Origin of the sequence: Catellatospora chokoriensis (assembly GCF_011297315.1) — a bacterium.
Taxonomy (GTDB): Bacteria; Actinomycetota; Actinomycetes; order Mycobacteriales; family Micromonosporaceae; genus Catellatospora; species Catellatospora citrea.
The window spans coordinates 109,434-133,973 of sequence record NZ_JAAOTI010000011.1 but is presented as its reverse complement, the minus strand read 5'-3'; the positions used below and the strand labels follow the sequence as shown (position 1 = coordinate 133,973).

22 protein-coding genes are annotated in these 24,540 nt (G+C 72.8%); 12 read left to right on the top strand and 10 right to left on the bottom strand.

What is annotated here, in order from left to right; all coding sequences use genetic code 11:
* Positions 1 to 19 precede the first annotated feature (19 nt).
* Positions 20 to 1,105 carry an alpha/beta fold hydrolase gene (locus HAV39_RS18260; protein WP_191840417.1) on the bottom strand — a complete coding sequence of 362 codons (1,086 nt, stop codon included), beginning with the start codon at positions 1,103 to 1,105 and terminating at the stop codon, positions 20 to 22.
* 175 nt (positions 1,106 to 1,280) lie between these two features.
* On the opposite strand from HAV39_RS18260, the gene HAV39_RS18255 reads away from it, so the two are divergent.
* A complete protein-coding gene (locus HAV39_RS18255; protein WP_191840416.1) occupies positions 1,281 to 2,249 on the top strand; it encodes an aldo/keto reductase in 969 nt (322 codons plus the stop codon).
* 281 nt (positions 2,250 to 2,530) lie between these two features.
* Here the strand turns inward: HAV39_RS18255 and HAV39_RS18250 are convergent, their stop codons facing one another.
* Positions 2,531 to 2,791 carry an HPr family phosphocarrier protein gene (locus HAV39_RS18250; protein ID WP_191840415.1) on the bottom strand — a complete coding sequence of 87 codons (261 nt, stop codon included), beginning with the start codon at positions 2,789 to 2,791 and terminating at the stop codon, positions 2,531 to 2,533.
* Positions 2,775 to 3,167, bottom strand: a complete 393-nt coding sequence (gene dhaM, locus HAV39_RS18245) for a dihydroxyacetone kinase phosphoryl donor subunit DhaM (RefSeq protein WP_191840414.1) — start codon at positions 3,165 to 3,167, stop codon at positions 2,775 to 2,777. The genes HAV39_RS18250 and dhaM overlap by 17 nt, the downstream gene beginning before the upstream one ends.
* Positions 3,168 to 3,372: 205 nt before the next feature.
* Between dhaM and dhaK the strand changes: the two genes are divergently transcribed.
* The 7 genes from dhaK (at position 3,373) to HAV39_RS18210 (ending at position 12,439) form a co-directional block, all read left to right on the top strand.
* Positions 3,373 to 4,371, top strand: a complete 999-nt coding sequence (gene dhaK, locus HAV39_RS18240; protein WP_191840413.1) for a dihydroxyacetone kinase subunit DhaK — start codon at positions 3,373 to 3,375, stop codon at positions 4,369 to 4,371.
* Entirely contained in the window at positions 4,371 to 5,012 is a 642-nt protein-coding gene (gene dhaL / locus HAV39_RS18235) for a dihydroxyacetone kinase subunit DhaL (RefSeq protein ID WP_191840412.1), read from the top strand. Before dhaK ends, dhaL begins: the two co-directional genes overlap by 1 nt.
* Positions 5,009 to 6,613 carry a putative PEP-binding protein gene (locus tag HAV39_RS18230; RefSeq protein ID WP_191840411.1) on the top strand — a complete coding sequence of 535 codons (1,605 nt, stop codon included), beginning with the start codon at positions 5,009 to 5,011 and terminating at the stop codon, positions 6,611 to 6,613. The genes dhaL and HAV39_RS18230 overlap by 4 nt, the downstream gene beginning before the upstream one ends.
* 210 nt (positions 6,614 to 6,823) lie before the next feature.
* Complete coding sequence (locus HAV39_RS18225; RefSeq protein WP_191840410.1) at positions 6,824 to 7,693, top strand: MIP/aquaporin family protein; 870 nt, start codon at positions 6,824 to 6,826, stop codon at positions 7,691 to 7,693.
* A gap of 40 nt (positions 7,694 to 7,733) precedes the next feature.
* On the top strand, positions 7,734 to 9,251 hold the full coding sequence (gene glpK / locus HAV39_RS18220; protein WP_191840409.1) for a glycerol kinase GlpK: 1,518 nt from the start codon (positions 7,734 to 7,736) through the stop codon (positions 9,249 to 9,251).
* A gap of 10 nt (positions 9,252 to 9,261) precedes the next feature.
* Positions 9,262 to 10,962, top strand: a complete 1,701-nt coding sequence (locus HAV39_RS18215) for a glycerol-3-phosphate dehydrogenase/oxidase (protein ID WP_191840408.1) — start codon at positions 9,262 to 9,264, stop codon at positions 10,960 to 10,962.
* Between the two features lie 19 nt (positions 10,963 to 10,981).
* The gene (locus tag HAV39_RS18210; protein WP_191840407.1) at positions 10,982 to 12,439 is read left to right on the top strand and encodes a M1 family metallopeptidase; all 1,458 of its coding nucleotides are present in this window, start codon (positions 10,982 to 10,984) and stop codon (positions 12,437 to 12,439) included.
* 93 nt (positions 12,440 to 12,532) lie between these two features.
* Here HAV39_RS18210 and HAV39_RS18205 read toward each other — a convergent pair whose 3' ends face one another.
* Both HAV39_RS18205 and HAV39_RS18200 read right to left on the bottom strand, forming a co-directional pair.
* A complete protein-coding gene (locus HAV39_RS18205; protein WP_191840406.1) occupies positions 12,533 to 13,852 on the bottom strand; it encodes a chloride channel protein in 1,320 nt (439 codons plus the stop codon).
* A 24-nt stretch (positions 13,853 to 13,876) separates the two neighbouring features.
* Positions 13,877 to 14,803, bottom strand: coding sequence for a DUF5996 family protein (locus tag HAV39_RS18200; protein WP_191840405.1), 927 nt, complete (start codon positions 14,801 to 14,803; stop codon positions 13,877 to 13,879).
* Between the two features lie 71 nt (positions 14,804 to 14,874).
* On the opposite strand from HAV39_RS18200, the gene HAV39_RS18195 reads away from it, so the two are divergent.
* Positions 14,875 to 15,624 carry an AAA family ATPase gene (locus HAV39_RS18195; RefSeq protein WP_191840404.1) on the top strand — a complete coding sequence of 250 codons (750 nt, stop codon included), beginning with the start codon at positions 14,875 to 14,877 and terminating at the stop codon, positions 15,622 to 15,624.
* Here the strand turns inward: HAV39_RS18195 and HAV39_RS18190 are convergent.
* Positions 15,621 to 16,286 carry a class I SAM-dependent methyltransferase gene (locus tag HAV39_RS18190; protein ID WP_191840403.1) on the bottom strand — a complete coding sequence of 222 codons (666 nt, stop codon included), beginning with the start codon at positions 16,284 to 16,286 and terminating at the stop codon, positions 15,621 to 15,623. The two genes, HAV39_RS18195 and HAV39_RS18190, sit on opposite strands and share 4 nt — an antisense overlap.
* 189 nt (positions 16,287 to 16,475) lie before the next feature.
* Here HAV39_RS18190 and HAV39_RS18185 point away from each other — a divergent pair, with 189 nt between their 5' ends.
* On the top strand, positions 16,476 to 16,679 hold the full coding sequence (locus HAV39_RS18185) for a cold-shock protein (RefSeq protein ID WP_144124622.1): 204 nt from the start codon (positions 16,476 to 16,478) through the stop codon (positions 16,677 to 16,679).
* A 70-nt stretch (positions 16,680 to 16,749) separates the two neighbouring features.
* Here HAV39_RS18185 and lon read toward each other — a convergent pair whose 3' ends face one another.
* The 3 genes from lon to HAV39_RS18170 all read right to left on the bottom strand — a co-directional run bounded on the left by lon (position 16,750) and on the right by HAV39_RS18170 (position 21,438).
* A complete protein-coding gene (gene lon, locus HAV39_RS18180; RefSeq protein WP_191840402.1) occupies positions 16,750 to 19,113 on the bottom strand; it encodes an endopeptidase La in 2,364 nt (787 codons plus the stop codon).
* 269 nt (positions 19,114 to 19,382) lie between these two features.
* Positions 19,383 to 20,174, bottom strand: coding sequence for a hypothetical protein (locus HAV39_RS18175; RefSeq protein WP_191840401.1), 792 nt, complete (start codon positions 20,172 to 20,174; stop codon positions 19,383 to 19,385).
* Between the two features lie 28 nt (positions 20,175 to 20,202).
* On the bottom strand, positions 20,203 to 21,438 hold the full coding sequence (locus tag HAV39_RS18170) for an MFS transporter (RefSeq protein ID WP_191840400.1): 1,236 nt from the start codon (positions 21,436 to 21,438) through the stop codon (positions 20,203 to 20,205).
* A gap of 100 nt (positions 21,439 to 21,538) precedes the next feature.
* Here HAV39_RS18170 and HAV39_RS18165 point away from each other — a divergent pair, with 100 nt between their 5' ends.
* Positions 21,539 to 22,624 carry a DUF5937 family protein gene (locus HAV39_RS18165; RefSeq protein ID WP_191840399.1) on the top strand — a complete coding sequence of 362 codons (1,086 nt, stop codon included), beginning with the start codon at positions 21,539 to 21,541 and terminating at the stop codon, positions 22,622 to 22,624.
* 3 nt (positions 22,625 to 22,627) lie between these two features.
* On the opposite strand, the gene thrS is transcribed toward HAV39_RS18165, so the two are convergent.
* Positions 22,628 to 23,911: a threonine--tRNA ligase gene (thrS, locus tag HAV39_RS18160; RefSeq protein WP_275413973.1), complete on the bottom strand. Its 1,284-nt coding sequence runs from the start codon at positions 23,909 to 23,911 to the stop codon at positions 22,628 to 22,630.
* Positions 23,912 to 24,123: 212 nt separating this feature from the next.
* On the opposite strand from thrS, the gene HAV39_RS18155 reads away from it, so the two are divergent.
* On the top strand, positions 24,124 to 24,510 hold the full coding sequence (locus HAV39_RS18155) for a DnaJ family domain-containing protein (RefSeq protein WP_191840397.1): 387 nt from the start codon (positions 24,124 to 24,126) through the stop codon (positions 24,508 to 24,510).
* Positions 24,511 to 24,540 lie beyond the last annotated feature (30 nt).

Genomic DNA, 24,540 nt, shown 5'->3' with positions numbered 1-24,540 from the left:
CCCTTCTTAACGTCAGTCGCTACGTGAGCTGGTCGGCGTCGGTGACGGCCTGTGCGAACGGCGCCGGGGCCTCCTGGGGCACGTTGTGGCCGATGCCCGGCAGCGCGCGGTGCTCGTAGGGGCCGGTGAACTTCGCCCGGTAGGCCGAGCCGTTGCCCGGCGCCACGAACGGGTCCTCCTCGGCGTCGATCGTGATCGTGGGGACCCCGATCGTCGGGCTCCTCGCCAGCTGCGCCTCCAGGTCGTCGTGGCGCGGGTCGCCCTCGGCCAGGCTCAGCCGCCAGCGGTAGTTGCCGATCACGATCGGCACGTAGTCGGGGTTGTCGAAGGCCGCCGCGGTGCGGTCGAAGGTCGCGTCGTCGAACTTCCACGTCGGGGACGCGTACGCCCAGATCAGCTTCGCCAGGTCGTGCCGGTTCTTGTCGAGACCGAGCCGGCCCCGCTCGGTGGCGAAGTAGTACTGGTACCACCATGCCCACTCGGCCTTCGGGGGCAGCGGCTGCTTGTTGGCCTCCCGGTTGGTGATCAGGTAGCCGGACACCGAGACCAGCGCCTTGACCCGCTCCGGCCACAGCGCGGCCACGACGTCGGCGGTACGCGAACCCCAGTCGAAACCGGCCAGCACCGCCTGCCGGATGCCGAGGGCGTCCATGAGCGCGACCAGGTCCAGCGCGAAGGCCGACTGCTCCGCGGTGCGGGGCGTCGCCGCGTCCCGGAACCGGGTCGTGCCGTGGCCGCGCAGGTACGGCACGATCGCCCGGTAGCCCTTGGCGGCCAGCAGCGGCGCGACGGCGGTGTAGCTGTGGATGTCGTACGGCCAGCCGTGCAGCAGGAACACCGGCCGGCCGGCGGCGGGGCCGGTCTCGACGTAGCCGACGTTCAGCTCGCCCGCATCGAGCTGGCGTACCGGGCCGAACTCGGGCTGCGCCCGCCTCGTGGCGCTCGCCGTCGACCCGCTCGCGAGGATCGTGCCGGCTGCCCGGCCCGTGCCCGCAGCGCGTGCCGGGTCCGCTGCGCGGGCGGCCGCGGGTGGTGCGGCGAGCCCGCCCAGGGCGGCCACCGCCCCCGAGCCGACGATCTTGCCGAATGTGCGCCGGTCGACCATCCGGAACCTCCCGTGAGGTGTCGACGGAGGGGAGCGCGTGCTGCAGACCACCGCGGCGTGGCGACGCGCGGACTCGTATGCCCAGCTCGGACGCTACCGGGCGGACCGGGAGCGCGGGTCGGGTTCTGCGGGAAGTCGGATCGACGCCCGCCGGTGCAGGCGGAATGATGTAGGCATGTCGCTGGAACGGCTCGACCTGAGCAGCCCCGTCGCCCGGCTCGGGTTCGGGCTGGCCGCGGTGGGGCGACCGGGATACATCAACCTGCACCGGGATCGGGACCTGCCCGCCGAGCGGACCGTCGAGGCGCTGCGGGAACGCACGTACGAGCTGCTCGACGCGGCTTACGCGGCCGGGGTGCGGTACGCCGACGCGGCGCGCTCGTACGGCCGCGCGGAGGAGTTCCTGGCCGGGTGGCTGGGCGCGCGGGACGTGCCCGACATGGTGGTCGGGAGCAAATGGGGTTACACGTACACCGGCGGTTGGCGGGTCGACGCCGAGGTGCACGAGGCCAAGGACCACGGGCTCGCCGTGTACGAACGCCAGCTGCTGGAGACGCGGGGGCTGTTGGGGGAGCGGCTGGACCTGTACCAGATCCATTCGCTGACCGTGGAGAGCCCGGCGCTGACCGATACCGCGCTGCACCGGCGCCTGGCCGACCTGGCTGCGACCGGGGTGACCGTGGGGTTCTCCAGCAGCGGCCCCCGGCAGGCCGACACGATCGACGCGGCGCTGCGGATCGAGGTCGACGGGGTGCCGCTGTTCCGCAGCGTGCAGGCCACCTGGAACGTGCTGGAACCGTCCGCCGGACGGGCGCTGGCCGCCGCCCGTGCCGCCGGGTGCCACGTGATCGTCAAGGAGGCCATGGCGAACGGCCGGCTGGCCGAGCCGTCGCCGGACCTGGGCGCGCTGGCCGAGGTGGCGGCGGAGACCGGTGCGCCGGTCGACGCGGTGGCGCTGGCGGCGGTGCTGTGCCAGCCGTGGGCCGGAGTCGTGCTGTCGGGCGCGGCGACGACGGCCCAGCTGGCGACGAACCTGGCCGCGGCCGAGGTGCGCCTCTCCGCTGACCAGCTCGCGCGGCTGTCGGTGTTGGCCGAGCCCGCCGACCGGTACTGGAAACACCGCGCCACCCTGCCCTGGAGCTGACGACCTCCCGCCCGTCCCGCCGCCAGTCGCCCATCAGGCAGGCAGGCCAGTGGCTCGGCCCGCGGAGCAGCGCGCCCGGCATAGACGTTGGCCTATTACGTCGAGTTTGATCTACAAATTCTCGATCAGATAGGCCAGTGTCTATCAAAGTCGGCCCGGATCCGGCGCGAGCGAGCCGTCGCCGCGTTGAACGGGCGGCAGGGCCGCAGGTCAGCGGGTGGTTCGCGTTGAGAAGGTGCCCTTCCTCTACGGATGGCGATGGGAAGGTGCCCTTCCTTCGCTCACTCGGTGGTGCGGAGGGCGGTGGCTACGGCTTCGGTGGCTTGCGGGGCGTCGGGGCCGGTGGCGCGGACGGTGACGGTCTCGCCGGCGGTGGCGCCGAGGGCCAGGAGGGCCAGGACGCCGCGGGCGTTGGCCGTCTTGGCGCCGTAGACGATCTCCACGGTGCTGGTGAACTTGGCGGCGGTGACGACGACCTGGCCGGCGGGGCGGGCGTGCAGGTGGGCGGGCAGGACCACGGTGGTCTCAGAGCTTTCGGGCATGCCAGGCCTCCTCCGCGGCGTCGACGACGGTGTCCAGATCGGCGCCGGTGGACGCGATGACGGCGGCGGCGACCGCGCCCTCCACGAAGGGGGCGTCGACCAGCCGCACCTTGGGGTCCGGGTGCTCCTCGAGCAGCGCCTTCGCGGTGAGCACCGAGCTGCCCAGGTCGGGCAGGACGACCACACCCTCGCCGGAGCCGGCCTCGGCGATCGCGTCGCGGATCAGCTCGTACGAGGTGCCCAGGCCGCCGTCGTCGTCGCCGCCCGCGACGGTGACCGCGACCGCGTCGCCGGCCACCTGCCTGAGCAGGTCGCGCAGCCCGGCGGCCAGATCGGGGCTGTGCGAGACGAGGACCAGGCCAACGGTGCCGCTCATGTGGGGATGGTAGCCCGCGGACCGGTAAACCGGGCGCGGTGCGCCCGGTCGGGGCAGGATGGAATCACGACGCCCACCGGCGGCGCGAGGGTCGCGTCCCCGGGCCGGTCCGATGCGCCCGGGATGACGCTGGTGGGGAGTCACGGTGTCGCCGTCCAGGCGAACCACCGGGACGAGCCACTAGCGCAGTGAAGGGAGCCCGGCCGTGAAGAAGTTCATCAACCACCCCGACGCGGTGGTCCGTGAGGCGCTGGTGGGCCTGGCCGCCGCCCACCCGGAGCTGCGGGTGGACCTGGAGCAGCAGATCGTGGTCCGGGCCGACGCGCCGCGGGCCGGCAAGGTCGGACTGATCTCCGGCGGCGGGTCGGGCCACGAGCCCCTGCACGCCGGATTCGTGGGCCTGGGCATGCTCGACGCGGCGTGTCCCGGTGAGGTGTTCACCTCGCCCGTGCCCGACCAGATCCTCGCCGCGGCGAAGGCGGTCGACGCCGGGTCGGGCGTGGTGCACATCGTGAAGAACTACACCGGCGACGTCATGAACTTCCAGATGGCCGCGGAGCTGTCCGGTGACGAGGGCATCGAGGTGCACTCGGTGCTGGTCGACGACGACGTGGCGGTGGAGGACTCGACCTGGACCGCGGGCCGCCGCGGCACCGGCGCGACGATGCTGATCGAGAAGATCGCCGGGGCGCTGGCCGAGGAGGGCGGCGACGCCGCCTCGGTCGCCGCGCTGGGCACCCGCGTCAACGAGGCCAGCGCCTCCTTCGCGATCGCCCTGACCCCGTGCACGACGCCCGCCGCCGGGCGGCCCGGTTTCGAGCTGGGCGAGGACGAGATGGAGGTCGGCGTCGGCATCCACGGCGAGCCGGGCCGCCGCCGCGAGAAGCTGCTGCCCGCTCGCGACATCGCCACGATGACGCTGGAGGCGATCCTCGCGGCCAAGCCCATCGCCGCGGGCGAGGACGCGATCGTGCTGATGAACGGGCTGGGCGCGACCCCGCTGATCGAGCTGTACCTGCTCTACGGCGAGTTCGCCGGGCTGCTGGAGTCGGCCGGGGTGCGCATCGCGCGCAATCTCGTCGGCAACTATGTGACCAGCCTGGACATGGCCGGCATGTCGCTGACGGTGTGCCGGGCCGATCCGGAGCTGCTGCGGCTGTGGGACGCCCCGGTGCGCACGCCGGCGCTGCGCTGGGGTGTCTGATGGACGTCGCACTCGCCAAGGCCTGGCTGGACACGGCCGCGGACGCCATCGCGGCTCAGGCCGATCAGCTGACCACGCTGGACGCCGCGATCGGCGACTCCGATCACGGCGTCAACATGAACCGGGGCTTCGGCGCGGTGCGCACCGCGCTGGCCGGGGCCGCGCCCGACGGGGTCGGCGCGGTGTTCACGCTGGCCGGATCGACGCTGGTGTCGAAGGTCGGCGGGGCGTCGGGGCCGCTGTACGGCAGCGCGCTGCGGGCGCTGGGCAAGTCGCTGCCGGAGGGTCCGGAGGTGGACGCGGCGGCGTTCGGGGCCGGGCTGCGGGCGGGCCTGGAGGCGCTGCGCAAGCTGGGCGGGGCCGCGCCGGGCGACAAGACCATCGTGGACGCGTACCTGCCGGCGGTCGACGCCTACGACGCGGCGCTGCGCCAGCACGGCGGCGACGGTGACGGCGGGCTGGCCGCGGCCGCCCGGGCCGCCGCGGAGGCCGCGGCCGAGGGCGTGCGGGCCACGGTGCCACTGCAGGCCCGCAAGGGGCGTGCGTCGTATCTCGGCGAGCGCAGCATCGGGCACCAGGACCCGGGCGCGACCTCGACCTGGCTGATCTTCCAGGCCCTGGCCGACGCCACCGCGCCATGAGGCCCGAGGTCTACTGCGGGGTCGCGGGCGCGCCCGGCGTCGCGGTGGGCCGGCTGCGCCATCTGGCGTACGGCGACAACGGCGAATCGGTGTCCGCCACCCCGGACCAGGTCGGGGCGGCGTTCGACGCGGTCGCGGCCCGGCTGCGCTGCACCGCGCAGAGCATGCGCGCCCGTGGCGAGAACGGCACGCCCGCCGACATCCTGGAGGCGACCGCGCTCATCGCCGACGACCCCGACCTGCGCTCGGCCGCGATCGGCGGGGTCGAGAACGGCACCCCGGCGGACCGGGCGGTGCTCGACGCGGCGGAGCGGTACGCGGGGGTGCTGGCCGGGCTGTCGGACCCGACGCTGGCCGCGCGGGCCGCCGACGTACGCCAGATCGGCCGCCGCGTGGTCGAGCAGCTGCGATCCGGGGGCGGGCAGCGGACCGGGCCGGACGACGAGCCGGTGATCCTGGTCGCCGAGGAGCTGGGCGCCGACGACCTGCTGGACCCGGCGGTGCCGGTGGTGGGCGGGGTGTCGCGGCTCGGCGGGCCGAACGCGCACGTGGCGATCGTGGCGCGGGCGCTGGGGGTGCCGCTGCTGTTCGGGGTGAACGTGCCGGCGTCGTCGGCGGGCCGCGAGGCGGTGCTCGACGCGGTCGTGGCGACGCTGACCGTGTCGCCGACGCCGCACCGCGTGGAGGCCGCCCGGCGGGCCGCCACGGTGGCGCGGCTGCGCCGCGAGGAGCTGGCGGCGCAACGCGACCAGCCCGCGGTGACCAGGGACGGCACCCCGGTGACGCTGCTGGTCAACGTGTCGACCGCGGCCGACGCGGTCGCCGGCCTGGCCGCCGGGGCGCAGGGGTCCGGGCTGATCCGCACCGAGGTGGCCTTCCTGCACACCACGCACTGGCCGACCCGGTCCGAGCACGCGGCGGCGCTGCGGCCGGTGCTGGCAGCGCTGGCCGGGCACCGGGCCACCGTGCGCACCCTCGACTTCGCACCGGACAAGCTGCCGCCGTTCCTGTGGGGCACCTCGTCGCGCCACCGCGGGCTGGAGCTGATGCTGGACACCCCGCAGTCGCTGGCGGACCAGTTCGCGGCGATCCTGGACGAGGCCGACGGCGCCCTGCTGCGCGTCATGATCCCGATGGTCGTCTCGGTGGGCCAGCTGGACCGGTGCCGCGAGCTGCTGGACGCCGCGGCGGCCGCGCGCGGGGTCACGCCGCCGCCGCTGGGCGCGATGATCGAGCTGCCGGAGGCGGTGGTGGTGATCGACGAGCTGGCGGCCGCCGCCGACTTCCTGTCGATCGGCAGCAACGACCTGACCGCGTCGCTGCTCGGGCTGGACCGGCGCGATCCGGCGCTGACGCCGGGCCGGATCGCCGACCCGGTGGTGCTGGCCGCGGTCGTGGCGGTGGTGCGTGCGGGCCGCCGGCACGACCGGGACGTGTCGGTGTGCGGCGACGCGGCCGGTGATCCGGCGCTGGTGCCGCTGCTGCTGTCGGCGGGCTGCCGGACCCTGTCGGCCGCGCCGACGGCGCTGGACGAGGTGCGGGCCGTGGTTCGTGACACGACGCTGGACCCGTCCCGGCCGGACGACATAAAGCCCATTTAGTACGCATCGCCCCCGACGATCGCATACCCGGCAGCGGGTATCGGAGAGCGATCTAGGCTGGACGCGATTCGTTCTATGCTGGACACGTAGCGCGAGTGGATCGCCGTTTTCGGTGGTCGGCGGCGGTTTTTCTGCCGCGACGGCACATGACGCACACGCCGCACGGCCTCGCCGCCCCTACCCGCGGACACCTCTGGGGGGCGGACAGACATGGCAAGTTCCGGGACGGCAGTAGAGAAGCCGAGCGCCACGAAGGGACTGTGGCGCGAGCTGAGCGCCGAGTTCGCGGGCACCATGATCCTGATTTTGTTCGGTGTCGGCGTGGTCGCTCAGGTCGTCGGCGGCGGGCTCGGCGACCACGACAGCATCGCCTGGGCCTGGGGCCTGGGCGTGACCATGGGTGTCTACGTCGCGGCGCGTATCAGCGGCGGGCACCTCAATCCGGCGGTGACGTTCTCGCTGGCACTGTTCAAGGGATTCCCCTGGGTGAAGGTGCTGCCGTACATCATCGCGCAGTTCCTGGGCGCGTTCGTCGCGGCGCTGATCGTCCGGTGGAACTACACCGAGGTGCTGCACAAGGTGGACCCCGGCCTCACCATCAAGACGCAGGGCGTCTTCTCCACCCTGCCCGGCAACGGCTCGGCGCCGATCGGCACCTGGGGCGCGTTCCGCGACCAGATCATCGGCACGGCGATCCTGCTGTTCGTGGTGCTGGCGCTGACCGACCTGCTCAACCTGCCGCCGCTGGCCAACCTGGCCCCGCTGATGATCGGTCTGCTGGTGGTCGGGATCGGCATGGCCTGGGGCACCGCGGCCGGCTACGCGATCAACCCGGCCCGTGACTTCGGGCCCCGGCTGGCGTCATATCTGACCGGTTACGAGTCCGCCTTCAGAGATCAGTATGGGAATCTGTATTTCTGGGTGCCGATCGTCGCGCCACTGCTCGGCGGCGCCCTGGGCGCCTGGCTGTACCAGGTCCTGATCGGCCGTTATCTCACGGTGGAGCAGGTGGAAGAGGCGACCACGCCGGTCGGCACGGTCGGGGTGAAGGAGTCGGGCACGTCCGAGAACGACGCGTGAGCCGTGCCGACCAGGACGACGTTCAGGGAGAGGACGCGAGATGGCTGACTTCGTGGGTGCGATCGATCAGGGGACGACGAGCACACGGTTCATGATCTTCGACCGGGGCGGCAACGAGGTCGGCAAGCACCAGCTGGAGCACAAGCAGTACCTGCCGCAGGCGGGCTGGGTGGAGCACAACCCGCTGGAGATCTGGGAGCGCACCAGCGCCGTCATCCGCACGGCGCTGGCCCAGCGCAAGCTGCAGGCCTCCGACCTGGCCGCGGTCGGCATCACCAACCAGCGGGAGACCACCGTGGTGTGGGACCGCCGGACCGGGCGGCCCTACTACAACGCCATCGTGTGGCAGGACACCCGCACCGACCGCATCGCCTCCGCGCTGGACCGCGACGGCCGCGGCGACACCATCCGGCGCAAGGCCGGGCTGCCGCCGGCGACCTACTTCTCCGGCGGCAAGATTCAGTGGATCCTGGAGAACGTCGACGGCGTACGCGAGGCCGCGCAGCGCGGCGACGCCCTGTTCGGCAACACCGACACCTGGACGCTGTGGTACCTGACCGGCGGCTCCGACGGCGGCGTGCACATCACCGACGTGACCAACGCCAGCCGCACCATGCTGATGAACCTGGAGACCCTCGACTGGGACGACGAGCTGCTGTCGTTCTTCGACATCCCGCGCGCGATGCTGCCGGAGATCCGGCCGTCGTCGGATCCGTCGCTGTACGGCACGACCCGGGCCGGCGGACCGTTCGCGGGGGAGATCCCGCTGCCGGCGTCGCTGGGCGACCAGCAGGCGGCCACGGTCGGGCAGGTGTGCTTCGCGCCCGGCGAGGCGAAGAACACCTACGGCACCGGCAACTTCATGCTGCTCAACACCGGCACCGAGCTGGTGCGCTCGAAGTCGGGCCTGCTGACCACGGTCTGCTACAAGTTCGGCGACCAGCCCGCGGTGTACGCGCTGGAGGGCTCCATCGCGGTGACCGGCTCGGCCATCCAGTGGCTGCGCGACCAGCTCGGCATCATCAGCGGCGCGGCGCAGAGCGAGTCGCTGGCCCGGCAGGTCGAGGACAACGGCGGCATCTACTTCGTGCCCGCGTTCTCCGGGCTGTTCGCGCCGTACTGGCGCTCCGACGCCCGCGGCGTGATCGTGGGCCTGTCCCGCTTCAACACCAACGCGCACCTGGCCCGCGCCGCGCTGGAGGCGATCTGCTACCAGTCGCGCGACGTGGTCGAGGCGATGGAGAAGGACTCCGGGGTGGCGCTGGAGTTCCTCAAGGTCGACGGCGGCATCACCGCGAACAAGCTGTGCATGCAGCTACAGGCCGACATCCTCGGTGTGCCGGTCAGCAAGCCCGTGGTCGCCGAGACGACCGCGCTGGGCGCGGCGTACGCGGCCGGGCTCGCGGTCGGCTTCTGGCAGAACACCGACCAGCTGCGCGAGCAGTGGCACGAGGACCAGCGCTGGGAGCCGACCTGGACCGACGAGCAGCGCGAAGAGGGCTACAAGGGCTGGAAGAAGGCCGTCGAGCGGACCCTGAACTGGGTCGAGGTCGGGTAAGGGGCCCACGATGGACGTCGTCGCGCTTTCCGCTGAGTCGCGCCGTCAGGCGCTGGCCGACATGGCCGCTCGTGAGCTGGACATCCTGGTGATCGGCGGGGGCGTGGTCGGCGCCGGGGCGGCGCTGGACGCGGCGACCCGCGGCCTGACCACGGGCCTGGTCGAGGCGCGGGACTGGGCCTCGGGCACGTCCAGCCGGTCCAGCAAGCTGATCCACGGCGGCCTGCGCTACCTGGAGATGCTGGACTTCGGCCTGGTCGCCGAGGCGCTGAAGGAGCGGGCGCTGCTGCTGACCCGTCTCGCCCCGCACCTGGTCAAGCCGGTGAAGTTCCTCTACCCGCTGACGCACCGCGTGTGGGAGCGGCCGTACGTCGGCTCGGGCGTGCTGCTGTACGACGTCATGGGTCTGGGCACCGGCAACGGCCGCGGCGTGCCGCACCACCGGCACCTGAGCCACCGCCGGGCGCTGCGCGAGGCGCCGTGCCTGAAGAAGGCGTCGCTGGTCGGCGCCGTGCAGTACTGGGACGGCCAGGTCGACGACGCCCGGCACACGATGACCGTGGTGCGCACCGCCGCGTCCTACGGCGCGATGGTGGCCAACCGGGCCCGCATCAACGAGTTCCTGCGCGAGGGTGAGCGGGTCGTCGGCGCGCAGGTCGAGGACGTGGTCACGGGGGAGATGTACGAGATCCGCGCCCAGCAGGTGATCAACGCGACCGGCGTGTGGACCGACGAGACACAGCGTATGGCCGACACCCGCGGGCAGTTCCACGTGCGCGCGTCCAAGGGCGTGCACCTGCTGGTGCCGCGCGACCGCATCCAGTCGCGCACCGGGCTGATCCTGCGCACCGAGAAGAGCGTGCTGTTCGTGATCCCGTGGGGGCGGCACTGGATCGTGGGCACCACCGACACCGACTGGAACCTGGACCTGGCCCACCCGGCGGCCACCGCCAGCGACATCAAGTACATCCTGGAGCACGTGAACTCGGTGCTGGTCACCAAGCTGACCACGGCCGACGTGGAGGGCGTCTACGCCGGGCTGCGCCCGCTGCTGGCGGGGGAGTCCGAGGAGACCAGCAAGCTGTCCCGCGAGCACCTGGTCGGGCACCCGGTGCCGGGCCTGGTGGTCATCGCGGGCGGCAAGTACACGACGTACCGGGTGATGGGCAAGGACGCGGTCGACGAGGCGGTGCGCAGCCTGGACCAGCGGGTGCCGGAGTCGATGACGCACGAGGTGCCGCTGGCCGGGGCCGAGGGCTACAAGGTGCTGTGGAACCGGCGGCACCTGCTGGCGCAGGAGTCGGGGCTGCACGTGGTGCGCATCGAGCACCTGCTCAACCGGTACGGCTCGATGATCCATGAGTTGCTGCGGCTGGTCGCCGAGTATCCCGAATTGGCCGATCCGCTGCCCGGAGCCGACGACTACCTGGGTGCGGAGGTGGTCTACGCGGCCTCTCACGAGGGCGCGCTGCACGTCGACGACGTGCTGGCCCGGCGCACCCGGGCGTCGATCGAGACCTGGTCGCGCGGGGTGCAGGCGGCCCCGACGGTGGCCCGGCTGATGGGCGGGGTGCTGGGCTGGTCCGACAAGGAGATCGAGGAGGAGATCGAGGTCTACACGGCGCGCGTGCAGGCCGAGCGGCAGTCGCAGCAGGAGCCCGACGACGAGTCGGCGGAGCAGGTTCGGCTGGCTGCACCCGATCTTGGTTGACCAGCTCTAATGTGATTTCATGCGAATTGTCCCAGTGGTGCGTGATGTCAGGTTCTGGAGCGCCACGCTGCTGGCGGGCGCACTGCTGCTGGGCGGGTGCACCGGGTCGCCGCCGCCCGCCCGGCCCGGGCCGATGGGCATCGAGCCCGGACTGGAGGGGGACACCCCGGCCGAGGTCGACCTGGCGGGCATCGGCGACCCGTACTTCCCGAGCTACGGCAACGGCGGTTACGACGTCTCGTCGTACGCGCTGAAGGTGAAGTTCGATCCGGCCACCGGGCAGCTCGACGGCACGACGACCGTCAAGGCCAAGGCCACCGTCCCGCTCGACCGCTTCCACCTGGACCTCATCGGCCTGACCGTGTCGTCCGTGGTGGTCGAGGGCGACCCGGCCGAGGTCAAGCGGGACCGCGACGAGCTGGTGGTCACGCCGACCAGGCACATCGACTCGGGGCAGGCGTTCACCGCGGTCGTGAAGTACGGCGGCAAGCCGGGGGAGACCCGCGAGCGCGACGCCGACCACAACGGCTTCTTCGTCGGCAAGGACGGGGCGGTCGCGGTCGGCGAGCCGCAGTCCGCGGCGGCCTGGTTCCCCGTCAACGACCACCCGCGGGACAAGGCGCTCTACACCATCGACCTGACCGTGCCGAGCAAGCTCAGCGGGCTGAGCAACGGCGTGCTCAAGGGCAGGAAGACCGACGGCGACTGGACCACCTGGAGCTGGCACGTCACCTCCCCGATGGCCTCCTACCTGGCCACCATGGTCGTCGGCGACTACCGGGTGACGCAGACCGAGCACCGGGGCAAGCCGGTGATCTACGCGATCGCGTCGAGCGTCCCGGCCGGCGAGGCCGACCGCAATCTGGCCCGCACCACCGAGGTCGCCGACTTCCTGGAGAGCCTGTTCGGGCCGTACCCGTTCGACGCCTACGGCGGCATCGTGGTCGGCGACAACCGGGTCTCCGACGAGCTGGAGAACCAGACCCGCCCCATCTACCTGCCCAAGACCTGGCAGAAGGGGCCGGACACGATCATCCTGGCGCACGAGCTGGCGCACCAGTGGTTCGGCGACAGCGTCTCGGTGCAGAGCTGGCGCGACATGTGGCTCAACGAGGGCTTCGCGACGTACGCCGAGTGGCTGTGGGACGAGCACCAGGGCGGCCGTACCGTGCAGGAGCACTACGACCGGCGCTACCGCGACCGCAAGGACCGGATGTGGCGGGTGCCGACCGCCGACCCCGGCAGCGACGGCATCTTCTCCAGCAGCGTCTACGAGCGCGGCGCGATGACCCTGCACGCCCTGCGCAAGCTCGTCGGCGACGAGAAGTTCTTCACCATCATGCGCACCTGGACCGCCGAGCAGCGCGACGGCAACGCCAGCACCGCCGAGTTCGTGACCCTGTCCGAGCGCATCGCCGGCCGCCCCCTCGACGCCTTCTTCCAACCCTGGCTCTACGGCAAGACCCGCCCCGAATAGGGCCTCATTGATCGTCCGACTTGCCTGGCACCTGTGCGTATCTTGAGCATGCTTTCGCCCATGTGCCAGGCAAGTCGGACGACCTTGAGCGGGTCAGGGCTGGCGGGGGCGGGTGAGGCCGTGTTCGACGAGTTGTTCGGTCATGAAGGCGACCACGGTGGCGAGCAGGACGACCGGGGTCATGCTGAAGCCGGCCGGGCCCAGCAGCAGGACCACCAGGACCACGGCGCTGACGGGCAGCGGCAGCATGGCGACGGTGGCCGCGGCCATGCCGGCCGCCATCGCCGGGACCGCGCCGAAGCCGGGCAGCGGGGCGGCCAGCGCACCGAGCACGCCGCCCAGGGTCACCGCGGGGAAGATGGGGCCGCCGCGCAGCGCGGCCAGCGACAGCGCGTAGCCCAGGCCCTTGCACAGGACCATGGCCAGCAGCGCGGTCTCCGGCCAGGCCGTGGGGTCGGCCGCCAGCGCCGCGAGCGTCTGCTGGCCCGACAGCGCGACCTCCGCCGGGGACCGCCCGGTGACCAGGGCGTACGCGGCCGCGCACGCGCCCACGCCGAGCGCGGCGAGCACGGTCACCGCCAGCGGCCGGGCGGCCACCCGCGGGGCGAGGTTCTTGGCGAGCCCGCGTACCAGCCGGATGCCGACCGCGGCGACGACCGCCAGCGGCAGCGCCCACAGCAGGTCGCCGAGGTCGGGCCGGACGGGTGTGGCGGGGATCGGCAGATTCAGCGAACCGATGGGCAGGCCCGACCACAGGCCCAGGCCGGTGAACACGATCGAGCCGACGCCCGCCGACAGCAGGCAGGGGATCACCACCGCCGACAGTGCCGCGCCGCTGAGCTGCACCATCTCTATCAGCAGTACGGCGGCGACCACCGGGCTGCCGAAGATCGCGGCGATGGCGGCCGCCGCGCCCGCCCCGCTGACGACCATCGCCGGGCGGCTGCCGGGCTCGATGCCGAAGACGTGCGCGGCCAGCAGCGCCAGGCCGCCGCCACCGGCGATCAGCGGCGCCTCCGGTCCGAGCACGGCACCCAGCGGCAGGCTGATCAGTGCCGCCACCAGGACCCAGGGCAGTTGCGCGGGGGTCGGCGGCGGGCCGCCCATGCCGTCGGCGGGGGTGTGCCCGCCGTGGCCCGGGGCCCAGCGGGCCACCGCGCCGACACCGAGCCCGGCGAGGGCCAGCAGCGGCAGCGGCCACCACCAGGGCGGGACGTCCCCGCCGGTCAGCGCGTGCGGGAGGTCGTGCCAGATCCGGTGCTCGGACTCGTGCAGCAGGGCCAGGAAACCGAAGGCCACCAGCGACACCGGCACGCCGAGCAGCCCGGCGATCCCCAGCACCCGCAGGTATTCCGGTCGCCGGACCAGCGCCGTCTCGCGATCCGCTGACCCCTGCTGCGCCAAGTCCGACATGTCACCACGCTAGGCGTTTCCGCCTCAGGATCTCGCGTAGACGGCGGATGACACCTCCAGCGCGTGCCGGTCCCAGGCGGCGAGCTCGGCGGCGGCCTCGTAGGTGCACTGCAGGAACGCCATCAGGGTCGCGTCCGGGTCGTCGGCGGTGCGCACGACCTCGTACGGCAGCAGGAACTCGCCCAGTTCCATGTCGTACACGGCCTGCTCGGGCAAGACCGGCCAGGCCTGGAAGCCGGGCGGCTCGGGATAGGCGTACGAGTAGAAGGCACCCTCCGCGCCGCCACCGGGCCAGAATCCGCAGCTGCTCACCTCGTGGTCGTAGGCCAGCCGGCTGACCCGGTCGGGGCAGTTGGGCACCCCGCCCGGATGCGGCGGCGCCTCCTCCCCGGAGAACCGGGTCACCGCGAGGTCCAGCGCGCCCCAGAACAGGTGCACCGGGCTGACCTTGCCCTGGAACCGCGCCCGGAACGCGGTGAACACCCGGTGCATCTGCACCGTCGCGAGCCAGAACCGGTGCGCGTACACCGGGTCGTAGGAGCAGTGCTGCTCGTCCTGCGCGAACGGGATCGCCACCGGCAGCTCCACCGGCCGGGCCATGATGTCGACGGGCATGCCGAGCGAGTCCAGCGCCTGCATGACGGCCGCGTAGAAGTCGGCGACGCTGCGCGGGCGCAGCTCCACCTCGCGGCTGTCGCCGCCGGTCGTGTGCAGGTCGAGCACATGCCGCTGGAAGTCGAACGTGATCTCCAGCCCGGCCGAGCCGTACGGCATCAGCGACGTGGTGAAGCCGCGCACGTCGATGTAGAGCGGCACCTGCCACCACTGGTTGATCATCGGCTCCAGTGCCAGCCGCACCTTGCCCACCACCTGGGTCCACAGGTGCAGCGTGTCCCGTGTGTCCGACCACTCCGCCAGCGTCAAAGCCGGCCAGACGCCCTTGCTGGTCATGTTCCCAGCATGCCGGAGCGGGTGCGGGCGCGGCGGCCGTTCGGCCGGGTCGGCGGCGATACGGTCGGACGATGGCGAAGGCGGCGGGCGGGTTCCTGCGGTGGGTGGAGCTGGACGACGACGGGGTGGACGCGGCGGCGTACCCGTTCGCGCTGCCGGTGGTGGCCGGGCTGCGCAAGGCCGGTCGGCTGGAGCTGGACCCGAAGGTGACGTTCCTGGTCGGTGACAACGGCACCGGCAAGTCGACCCTGGTCGAGGCGATCGCCGTGGCGGCCGGGTTCAACCCCGAGGGCGGCTCGCAGAACTTCGACTTCGCGACGCGGGCCAGCGAGTCCGTGCTCGGCGAGCATCTGACGCTGGTCCGCGGGCTGCGCAAGCCGCGCACCGGGTTCTTCCTGCGGGCGGAGTCGTTCTACAACGTCGCCACCGAGATCGAGCGCCTGCAGGTGCAGGGCTCCTACGGCGGGCACAGCCTGCACGAGCGCTCGCACGGCGAGTCGTTCCTGGACCTGGTCACCCACCGGTTCGGGCCGCAGGGGCTGTACCTGCTCGACGAACCGGAGGCCGCGCTGTCGGTGTACGGCTGCCTGGCCGTCATCGCGCGCATCCAGGAGCTGACGGCGCAGGGCTCGCAGTTCGTGATCGCGACCCACTCGCCGATCCTGCTGGCCGTGCCCGGGGCGCGCATCCTGCAGCTCGACGCCGGCGGCGGGATCACGCAGGTCGGCTTCGACGAGGCCGAGCCGGTGTCACTGACCCGCTCGTTCCTCGCCGAGCCGCAGCTCTACCTGCACCACCTGCTGTCCGGGCCGGACGCCTAACCGCCGAGCCGGAACACGTTGATGCGGCTCAGCTGCGCGTCGATGAAGGTCAGCGCGCTGCCCGCGTCGTAGGTGGCGACCAGGACCAGCTCCTTGGCGGGCAGGAAGTCCCGGCCCGGGTCGCCGACGTACACCGACGCGCCCCGGTCGGCCGCCCGCCGCAGGAACGGCAGCACCCGCTCGGCCATCTCGTCGCTGTAGAAGACGTCCCCGGCCAGCACCAGGTCGGCGTCGCCGCCGTCGCCGTCGAGCAGGTCGCCCTGTCGGCCTGTCACGGTCACCCCGTTGGCCCGCGCGTTGAGCGCGACCGCGGCGATGGCGTACGGGTCGATGTCGTTGGCGGTGACCGTGGCCGCGCCGGCCAGCCCGGCCGCGATCCCGGCCAGGCCGGAGCCCGCGGCGAGGTCGAGCACCCGGCGCCCGTGCGCCACCTCGGGGTGGTCCAGCACGTAGCGCGCCACGGCCTGCCCGCCGGCCCAGGCCGAGGCCCAGAACGGGGTGGGCATGGAGCGGCCTGCCTCGGCTTCCATCCGGGCCCACCACACGATCGCGTCCACCGCGAGGTGGAGGCGGATCTCGGGGACGAGGGGCACCGGGGTCAGGCTGAGCCGGTCGAGTCCGTCGCTGTGCGCCGGTAACGTTTTGTCCTGAAGGTCATGCATTGCGTAATCAACGCGACCTGTCACTCGCCCAGCATGCCCGATCCGGCGCTCGATCGGTCGCAGAATCGCCCTGTTCGTCGGCAAAAGTCATCCTTCCCGTGCATGGCGCGCTAGGGTCAGCGGTTGTGGGGCAATGGCCGCGCCGCGCAGTGCGGTGCGGGGCAGTCGACGGCCCCGTGAGAGGGATTCATGGCAACCGGCACCGTCAAGTGGTTCAACGCTGAGAAGGGCTTCGGCTTCATCGAGCAGGACGGCGGGGGTGCGGACGTTTTCGTCCACTACTCCGCCATCTCCGGTGGCGGATACCGCGAGCTCCAGGAGGGCCAGCAGGTCGAGTTCGAGGTCACCCAGGGCCAGAAGGGCCCGCAGGCGGCCAACGTCCACCCGCTCTGATCAGTGCAGCAAAGGGCGTCCCCGTCACCGTACAGGTGACGGGGACGCCCTTCCCGTTCGCCCCCGAGCGTCAGGCTCCGGCCAGGGCCGGCTCCGCCGGAGTGGCCGTGTCGCCACCGGCCAGCGCCACGCCGTCGGCGGGCTCGACCGGCCGCAGGGCCAGCGCCAGCACGTCGGCGACATCCGACAGCACGTGGATCGTCAGACCCTCGCGCACGTCGGCCGGCACGTCGTCCAGATCCGGCTCGTTGCGGGCCGGGATGATCACCTCGGTGAGGCCCGCCCGGTGCGCCGCCAGCAGCTTCTGCTTGACGCCGCCGATGGGCAGCACCCGCCCGTTCAGCGTGACCTCGCCGGTCATGCCGAACTCCGGCCGGACCGGACGTCCGGACGCGAGCGACGCCAGGGCGGTGACCATGGTGATACCGGCACTCGGGCCGTCCTTGGGCACCGCGCCCGCGGGCACGTGCAGGTGGATCCGCCGCCCGGCCAGCGCGTTGGGGTCCAGCCCCAGCTTGCGGCCGTGCGAGCGCAGGTACGACAGCGCGATGTGCGCCGACTCCTTCATCACGTCGCCGAGCTGGCCGGTCAGGGTCAGCCCCGGCTCACCGTCCATCGAGGTCGCCTCGATGAACAGCACGTCGCCGCCGGCACCGGTGACCGCGAGTCCGGTCGCGACACCCGGTGTCGCCGTACGCTCCGCCGACTCCGGCGTGAACCGGGGACGGCCCAGGAACTCCTTGAGGTTGCCGTCGTCGACCTGCACCTGCCCGCTGTCGCCCGCCTGCTTGACGGCGACCTTGCGCAGGATGCGGGCCAGGGCGCGCTCCAGCTGGCGCACGCCCGCCTCGCGGGTGTGCTCGGCGGCGATCGCGCCCAGCGCGCCGTCGCTGATGGACACCTCGTCGGCGGTCAGGCCGGCCCGGTCGAGCTGCCGCGGCAGCAGGTGGTCCCGGGCGATGGCGACCTTCTCCTGCTCGGTGTAGCCGTCCAGGGTGACCAGCTCCATCCGGTCCAGCAGCGGTCCGGGGATGGTCTCCACCACGTTCGCGGTGGCCAGGAACAGCACGTCGGACAGGTCGAGGTCGACCTCGAGGTAGTGGTCGCGGAAGGTGTGGTTCTGCGCCGGGTCGAGGACCTCGAGCAGGGCCGCGGCCGGGTCGCCGGCGTACCCCGCGGAGATCTTGTCGACCTCGTCCAGCAGCACCACCGGGTTCATCGAACCCGCCTCACGCAGCGCCCGGACCAGGCGGCCCGGCAGCGCGCCGACGTAGGTGCGCCGGTGACCGCGGATCTCCGCCTCGTCGCGCACGCCGCCCAGCGAGACGCGGACGAACTTGCGGCCGAGCGCCCGCGCGACCGACTCGCCGAGGCTGGTCTTGCCCACCCCGGGCGGACCGGCCAGGGCCAGCACCGCGCCGGAGCCACGGCCGCCCACGACCTCCAGGTTGCGGGCCGCGCGGCGGTTGCGCACCGCCAGGTACTCCAGGATGCGTTCCTTGACGTCGTCGAGGCCCGCGTGGTCGGCGTCCAGCACCGCCCGCGCTGCGGCGAGGTCGGTGTTGTCGTCGGTGCGCACGTTCCACGGCATCTCCAGCACCGTGTCCAGCCAGGTGCGGATCCAGCTCGTCTCGGGCGAGGCGTCGCTGGCGCGCTCCAGCTTGCCGACCTCGCGCAGCGCGGCCTCCCGGACCTTCTCCGGCAGGTCGGCGGCCTCCACGCGGGACCGGTAGTCGGCCGTGCCCTCGGGCTCGTCCTCACCCAGCTCCTTGCGGATCGCGGCCAGCTGCTGGCGCAGCAGGAACTCGCGCTGGGACTTCTCCAGCCCCTCCCGCACCTCGCTGTTGATCTTCTCGGAGACCTCCTGCTCGGCCGCGTGCTCGCGCGCCCAGCCGACCAGCAGCTCCAGCCGCGCCGTCACGTCCGGCGAGCCGAGCAGCTCCACCTTCTGCGCCAGCGTCAGCCACGGGGCGTAGCCGGCCGAGTCGGCCAGCTCGCCCAGGTCGGTCATCCGCTCCACGGCGTCGACGACCTGCCACGCGCCGCGCTGCTGCAGCTCGGCGACGACCAGGGCCTTGTACTCGCGGGCCAGCTCCTTGGCCTTGCCGGCCGGTTCCGGCTCGGTGACCAGGGTCGCCTCGACCCACAGCGCCGCGCCCGGTCCGGGCACGCCGGAGCCGATGCGGGCACGGGTCACGCCGCGCAGCACGGCGGCACGCTCCCCGCTGGGGAGGCGGCCGACCTTCTCGATCACCGCGGTCACGCCGTACGAGCCGTACTCGCCGTCCAGGCGCGGCACGGCCAGCACGGTCTTGTCACCGGAGGCCCGTGCCGCGTCGATCGCGGCCTGGGTGTCCGGCTGGAGCGCCACCGCCACCACGTTGCCGGGCAGCAGAACAGCGTCGTCCAGGGGGAGGACGGGAAGTGTGGTCATCGTCGACACCTGCCATTCTGAACTTGAGTCTTACCCACTCAAGTCCAGGACGACCTTGGTTGTTCCCTCAACCAACCCGTGTGACCCACGCCACTGCCCTGCCGCGCCGTTCGCTCAAGATCGTCCGACTTGCCTGGCCATCGTGCGTATCTTGAAGCGCCTTTCGCACAGGTGCCTGGCAAGTCGGACGATCAACGCCGGCGCGGCGGACAGGGCTGCGTGCCCCCGGCCGGAGCGCGGTCTCGACTTCGCCAACTCCGGGACGCGGGTCAGCAATTCCCGCGCGGGATGTACAGCGGGCGGTCGGTCTCCTCGGCGGCGTGGGTGGATGCCGCCGCGCTGACGAGCGTGCCCTCCGCATGACTCGCCACGGCGGGCGACGGGACCACCGGCGCGGTGGCCTCGGGTGCCGAGTGGATCTCGGGACCGCCCTGGATCTCGGATACGGCCCGGACCTGGGACGCGGCGTGCGGCTCGGGATGTGCTTCGGCGTCGGTCGTGGGGCTGACCTCGGTGATCGTCTGAGTCCCGGCCACCGCGTCCGTCGCGGACGTGCTCGCAGCGGGGGAGGCGGTCGCTGCCATCGCACCGGCCGCGGCCATCATCGCGGCGAGCTCGTCGGCCTCGGAGTGCCCGGCGGGCTGGGCGGCGGCCAGTGCCGCACCGTACGCCTCGGCGCTCAGGATCCCGGTGGGCTTCGGCGCGAGCAGGCCGACGGCCAGGCCGGTGATCACGGGCATCACCGAGTACGAGGAGGCCACGTCGGTGAAGTACACGTCGAGCCCGATGTTGAACGCGCCGCCGAGGTAGAGGCCCAGGTCGCCGGCGGTGGTGACGGCGGCCCAGACGAGGCCGACGAGCACGCCCTCGGGGGCTGCCGCCATCGGGCGCTTGCGCAGGTAGCGGATGGCGAAGCCGAGCACCAGCGCCACCATCGTGGTCAGCTTGATCGACTCGTACAGGGCCTCGTGCTTGCCCTCGGCGGGCAGCAGGATCAGCGAGATGCCGACCATGCCGAGCCAAACTCCCAGCCCGTACCCGAGCACGCGCGACGACCTCATGGGCGATTCCTCCTCGAAAGCGGGGTTACTACCCTGCTAACCGCGCGGAGCGTGTCGAGGTCGCTACCACCGAGCCCGCCGCCAGCAGCGTCGCCGCGGCGAGTCCTCCCCACAGCGCGCCGGGACTGAGGGTGAGCAGCCACGTCAGCACCGCCGGGGCGAGCGCCATGCCGATGCCGGTGGACAGTTGGAAACGCGACAGTGCCCGGCCGAGCGACCGCTCCGGCGCATGGGCGATGACCAGGGCGGTGCTGCTGCCCGCGTACATGATCTCGCCGACGGTGAAGACGACCGCGACCGCGGCGATCGCGGCGGCACCGGGCGTGCCGCCGAGCGACCCCGCCCCCCAGAAGCCGAGGTACGAGGCGGCCAGGAGCACGCCGGAACCGGCCAGCACCCGGTGCCGCGGCACCCTGGCCAGCCGTACCACCAGCGCCACCTGCATCGTGATCACGAGCACGGTGTTGCCGACGAAGATGCCCGCCGACCATGCCGGCGACGCGTGCAGGCGGGTCACCAGCAGCACGGGCAGCGCCATCTCCAGCACCGAGAAGTTGGCCGCGTACGGCAGGTTCACCACCAGCAGCGGGCGCAGGAACGACAGGTCGTCCTTCGTGCCTGCGGACGTGTCCCGGTCGAGCGCCGCCGCCCGCAGGCGCATGCCCAGCGCCAGCACGCCCGAGGCGAGGTAGCCGAGCGCGCATGCGGTGGCGAGCCAGCGCAGCGCCGTAGTCCCGCCGCCCAGCGTCGCGGTGGCTGCCAGTGCGCCCACGCCGAGCGCGGCGTTGCGCAACGACCGGCCCGCGGCCAGCGCCGCATCGCGCTCGCGACCGACCGCGATCGTGGCCACCACCGCGGCGTGCGTCGCGGGCCACGCCTGGCTGCCCAGGCCCAGCAGCAGGGCTCCGATCGCGAACCCGGCCGGGGTGGGCGCCGCCACCAGTACGGCCGCGCCCGCCGCCCGCACGAGCAGCGTCGCCGCCACCGGCACGGAGCGCGCTCCGCGGTCCAGCCAGCGGCCGGCCGGCGGCAGCGTGGCCAGCCCTGCCAGCAGACCCAGGGTCACCGCCAGGCCCGCGCCGCCCGGGCTCAGGCCGACCACGGACATTCCGTAGAGCAGCAGGAACGGTCGCAGCATGCCGGCGCCGAGGGCGTCCACGACGAGCACCGCGGCGTATCGCGGCCCGCCGAGGCGGCGCAGCAAGGAGGACCGGACCGGATCCGGCGTCGTGGCGGCCGGGCGGGGAGCAGAGGTGATGGTCATGGCGGTCACCGTGCGCCCGCTGGACCGGCGTCGGCACGTGGGTTGACGGACGTCGTCAATCGTCGGGGGCCCGCTGCGGCGGCGGTGTCACGATGGCCTGGTGACCCTCACCATCGACGTGACCGGCCTGCCGCCGGAGCGCTACGTGTTCGCGCCCTCGCCGCTCGGTGAGCTGACCGCGGTGCTGCACGCGCTGGTCGAGCCCGCGCACCACCCGACGCTGCACGGCTTCGTCACCGCGACCCTGTCCGCGCTCAAGCCCGAGCTGGCCGAACGGATCTTCGAGGGGGATCAGCTGTGGCGCTCGGCACGCGCGGAGTTCCTGCTGCCCGCCCGGCCGCGCGCGACGCTGGCACAGGAGCTGGACGACCTGGACGCGCTCTCTGACGAGACCTGGGTCGCCGGCGCGCTGATCACCACCAGCTGCGGCGCGGTCTCGCAGGCCCGCTCCGGCACCCCGCTGCACGATCCGGCGGCCCGGCAACGGATCCGGGAGCTGGCCCAGGCCCGCGGTCCGCGGCAGGCCGAGTTCACCGAGCGCCTGCTCGCCGATCCGCCCGCGGTGCGGGCGTGGGTGCGCCGGCTGCTGGAGGACTGCCGCGACGACTTCTTCGGCGAGGTGTGGGCGCGGGTGCAACACGGTCTGGCCGCCGACGCCCGGCACAAGGCGGACCTGCTGGCCCGGCACGGCCTCGCCGCGGCGTTGGGCGCGATCTCGCCGGCGCTGTCGGTGAGCGAGGACGGCAGGCGCATCGTCGTCGACAAGCTGACCGACGCCCGGACCAGCGCGGTGGGCGAGGGGATGACCTTCTCCCCCTCCGCGTTCGGCCGCCCGCACCTGGTGGTGGTGCACGCGCCGGGCTGGCGGCCGGTGGTGCAGTATCCGGCCACCGAGCCCGGCGTGCCCGAGGCCGCGCCGCTGGAGCTGGTGCAGCGGCGGCTGGAGGCGCTCGCCCACCCGGTGCGCCAGCGGCTGGCCCGGACCCTGTCCCGCGGCATGCACACCACCACGGAACTGGCCCAGGCGTGGCAGCTCACCGACCCGGAGGTGTCCCGGCACCTCGCGGTGCTGCGCAAGGCCGGCCTGGTCGAGGTGAGCCGCCGCGGCCGGTACGTGCACTACCGGCTCCGCCTCGCCGCCTGCGCCCGGCTCGGCGCCGACTTCGTCGAGGCGCTACTGCGCTGACGGTCACGGCATCGGCTCTCCTGAGCGGGCGGCGACCTCGTCCCCGATGAGGCCCAGGGCCTGGGCGTACGGCATCGGCGGCAGCTGCCGTCCGTCACGCAGCCGCAGTGAGACCTCGCCCGAGTCCGCCTCGCGGGAGCCGATGACGGCCAGGTAGGGCACCCGGCGCTGGGCGGCCTCGCGGATGCGCAGCCCCAGCGACCCGTCCAGACTCAGCGCGGACCGCAGCCCGGCGCGCAGTGCCTGGTCGGCGAACTGTCGCGCCGCCGCGTCCTGGGCCTCGCCGACCGGGGCGACGGCCAGCTGCACGGGCGCGTACCAGACCGGGAAGGCGCCCTGGTGCACCTCCAGCAGGTGGGCCAGCAGCCGTTCCATGCTGCCGACGATGCTGCGGTGCACCATCACCGGCCGGGCGGGGCTGCCGTCGCGGCCGGTGTACGACAGGTCGAAGCGCTCCGGCTGGGCGAAGTCCACCTGCACGGTGGCCAGGGTCGACTCCCGCCCGGCGAGGTCGCGCACCTGGATGTCGATCTTCGGTCCGTAGAACGCGGCCTCGCCCGGCGCCTCCTCGAACGGCACCCCGGCCTGCACCAGGGCGTCGCGCAGCAGCGCTTCGGCGCGGGCCCAGTCGGCGTCCACGCCGAGGTAGCCCGCGCCCGGCCCGCGCAGCGACAGCCGGTAGCCGTCGGCGGCGAAGCCGAGCGCCGGATGGATCCGCGCGCACATCGCCAGCACCAGCGCCACCTCCGCGCCGACCTGGTCGAGCGAGCAGAACACGTGCGCGTCGTTGAGCGAGATCGCCCGCACCCGGCTCAGCCCGCCGACGACGCCGGAGCGTTCGGCGCGGTACATGCCGCCGATCTCGGCGATGCGCACCGGCAGCTCGCGATAGGAGCGGCCGCGGGAGCCGAACACCATCGCGTGGTGCGGGCACAGGCTTGGGCGCAGCATCAGCGCCTCGGCGTCGTCGGCGGGCGCGTCGGGATCGTCGGACATCGCCGGGAACATGTCGTCGGCGAACTTCGCCAGATGCCCGGACCGCTCGTACATCTGGCGTTTGGCCATCGGCGGGGAGTAGACATGCTGGTATCCGGCGAGGCGTTCCTCCTCGCGGACGAACTCCTCGATGGCGTGGCGGGCGGCGGCGCCGTTGGGCAGCCACAGCGGCAGGCCGGCACCGATCATCGGGTCGGAGTGGTAGATCTCGAGGTCGCGGCCGAGGCGGCGGTGGTCCTTCACGGTGTGCTCCTGGGCGTGAAGCGGCCGGGGAGCACACGTGGGGCGGATACGGGCCGGCCCCGGGGCGTGTGCCCCGGGGCCGACGGTCGACTGAAGTTCAGCAGGTCAACGCGTACGAACGCCGGGACGTCCCGGCGTAGTCGTGCTGACCATGTGCTGATGCATACCGAGCACGATAACGCCCCCGCCACACCCCTGGCCAAGCGATATCCGTCACCGAGGTATTTTCGGATCAGGAGTCGATCACCCGGGGGTGAGCGGTGGCGCACTGGTACGAGTCGAGCATCGACAAGCAGATCCGTGAGGCGCAGGAGCGCGGCGAGTTCGACGACCTGCCCGGCATGGGCAAGCCGCTGCCCGGAGCGGGGCAGACGCTGCCCGACGACTGGTGGCTGCGCGACCTCGTGCAGCGGGAGAACCTGTCTGCGGCGATCCCGGCCACCCTGCTGCTGCGCCGCGACATCGAGGACCTGCCCGGCGCGCTCGCGAACAAGAACTCCGAGCAGGCGGTACGCACGTACGTCGCGGAACTGAACGCCCGCGTGGTCCGCGCCCACCGAGGCGAACTCGCCGGCCCCGCAGTGGCCCTTGCCCTCGTCGACGCCGACGACGCCGTCCGCCAGTGGCGCGCCCGCCGCACCCGCTGAGCGGAAGGAAGGGCACCTTCACATCGCTAT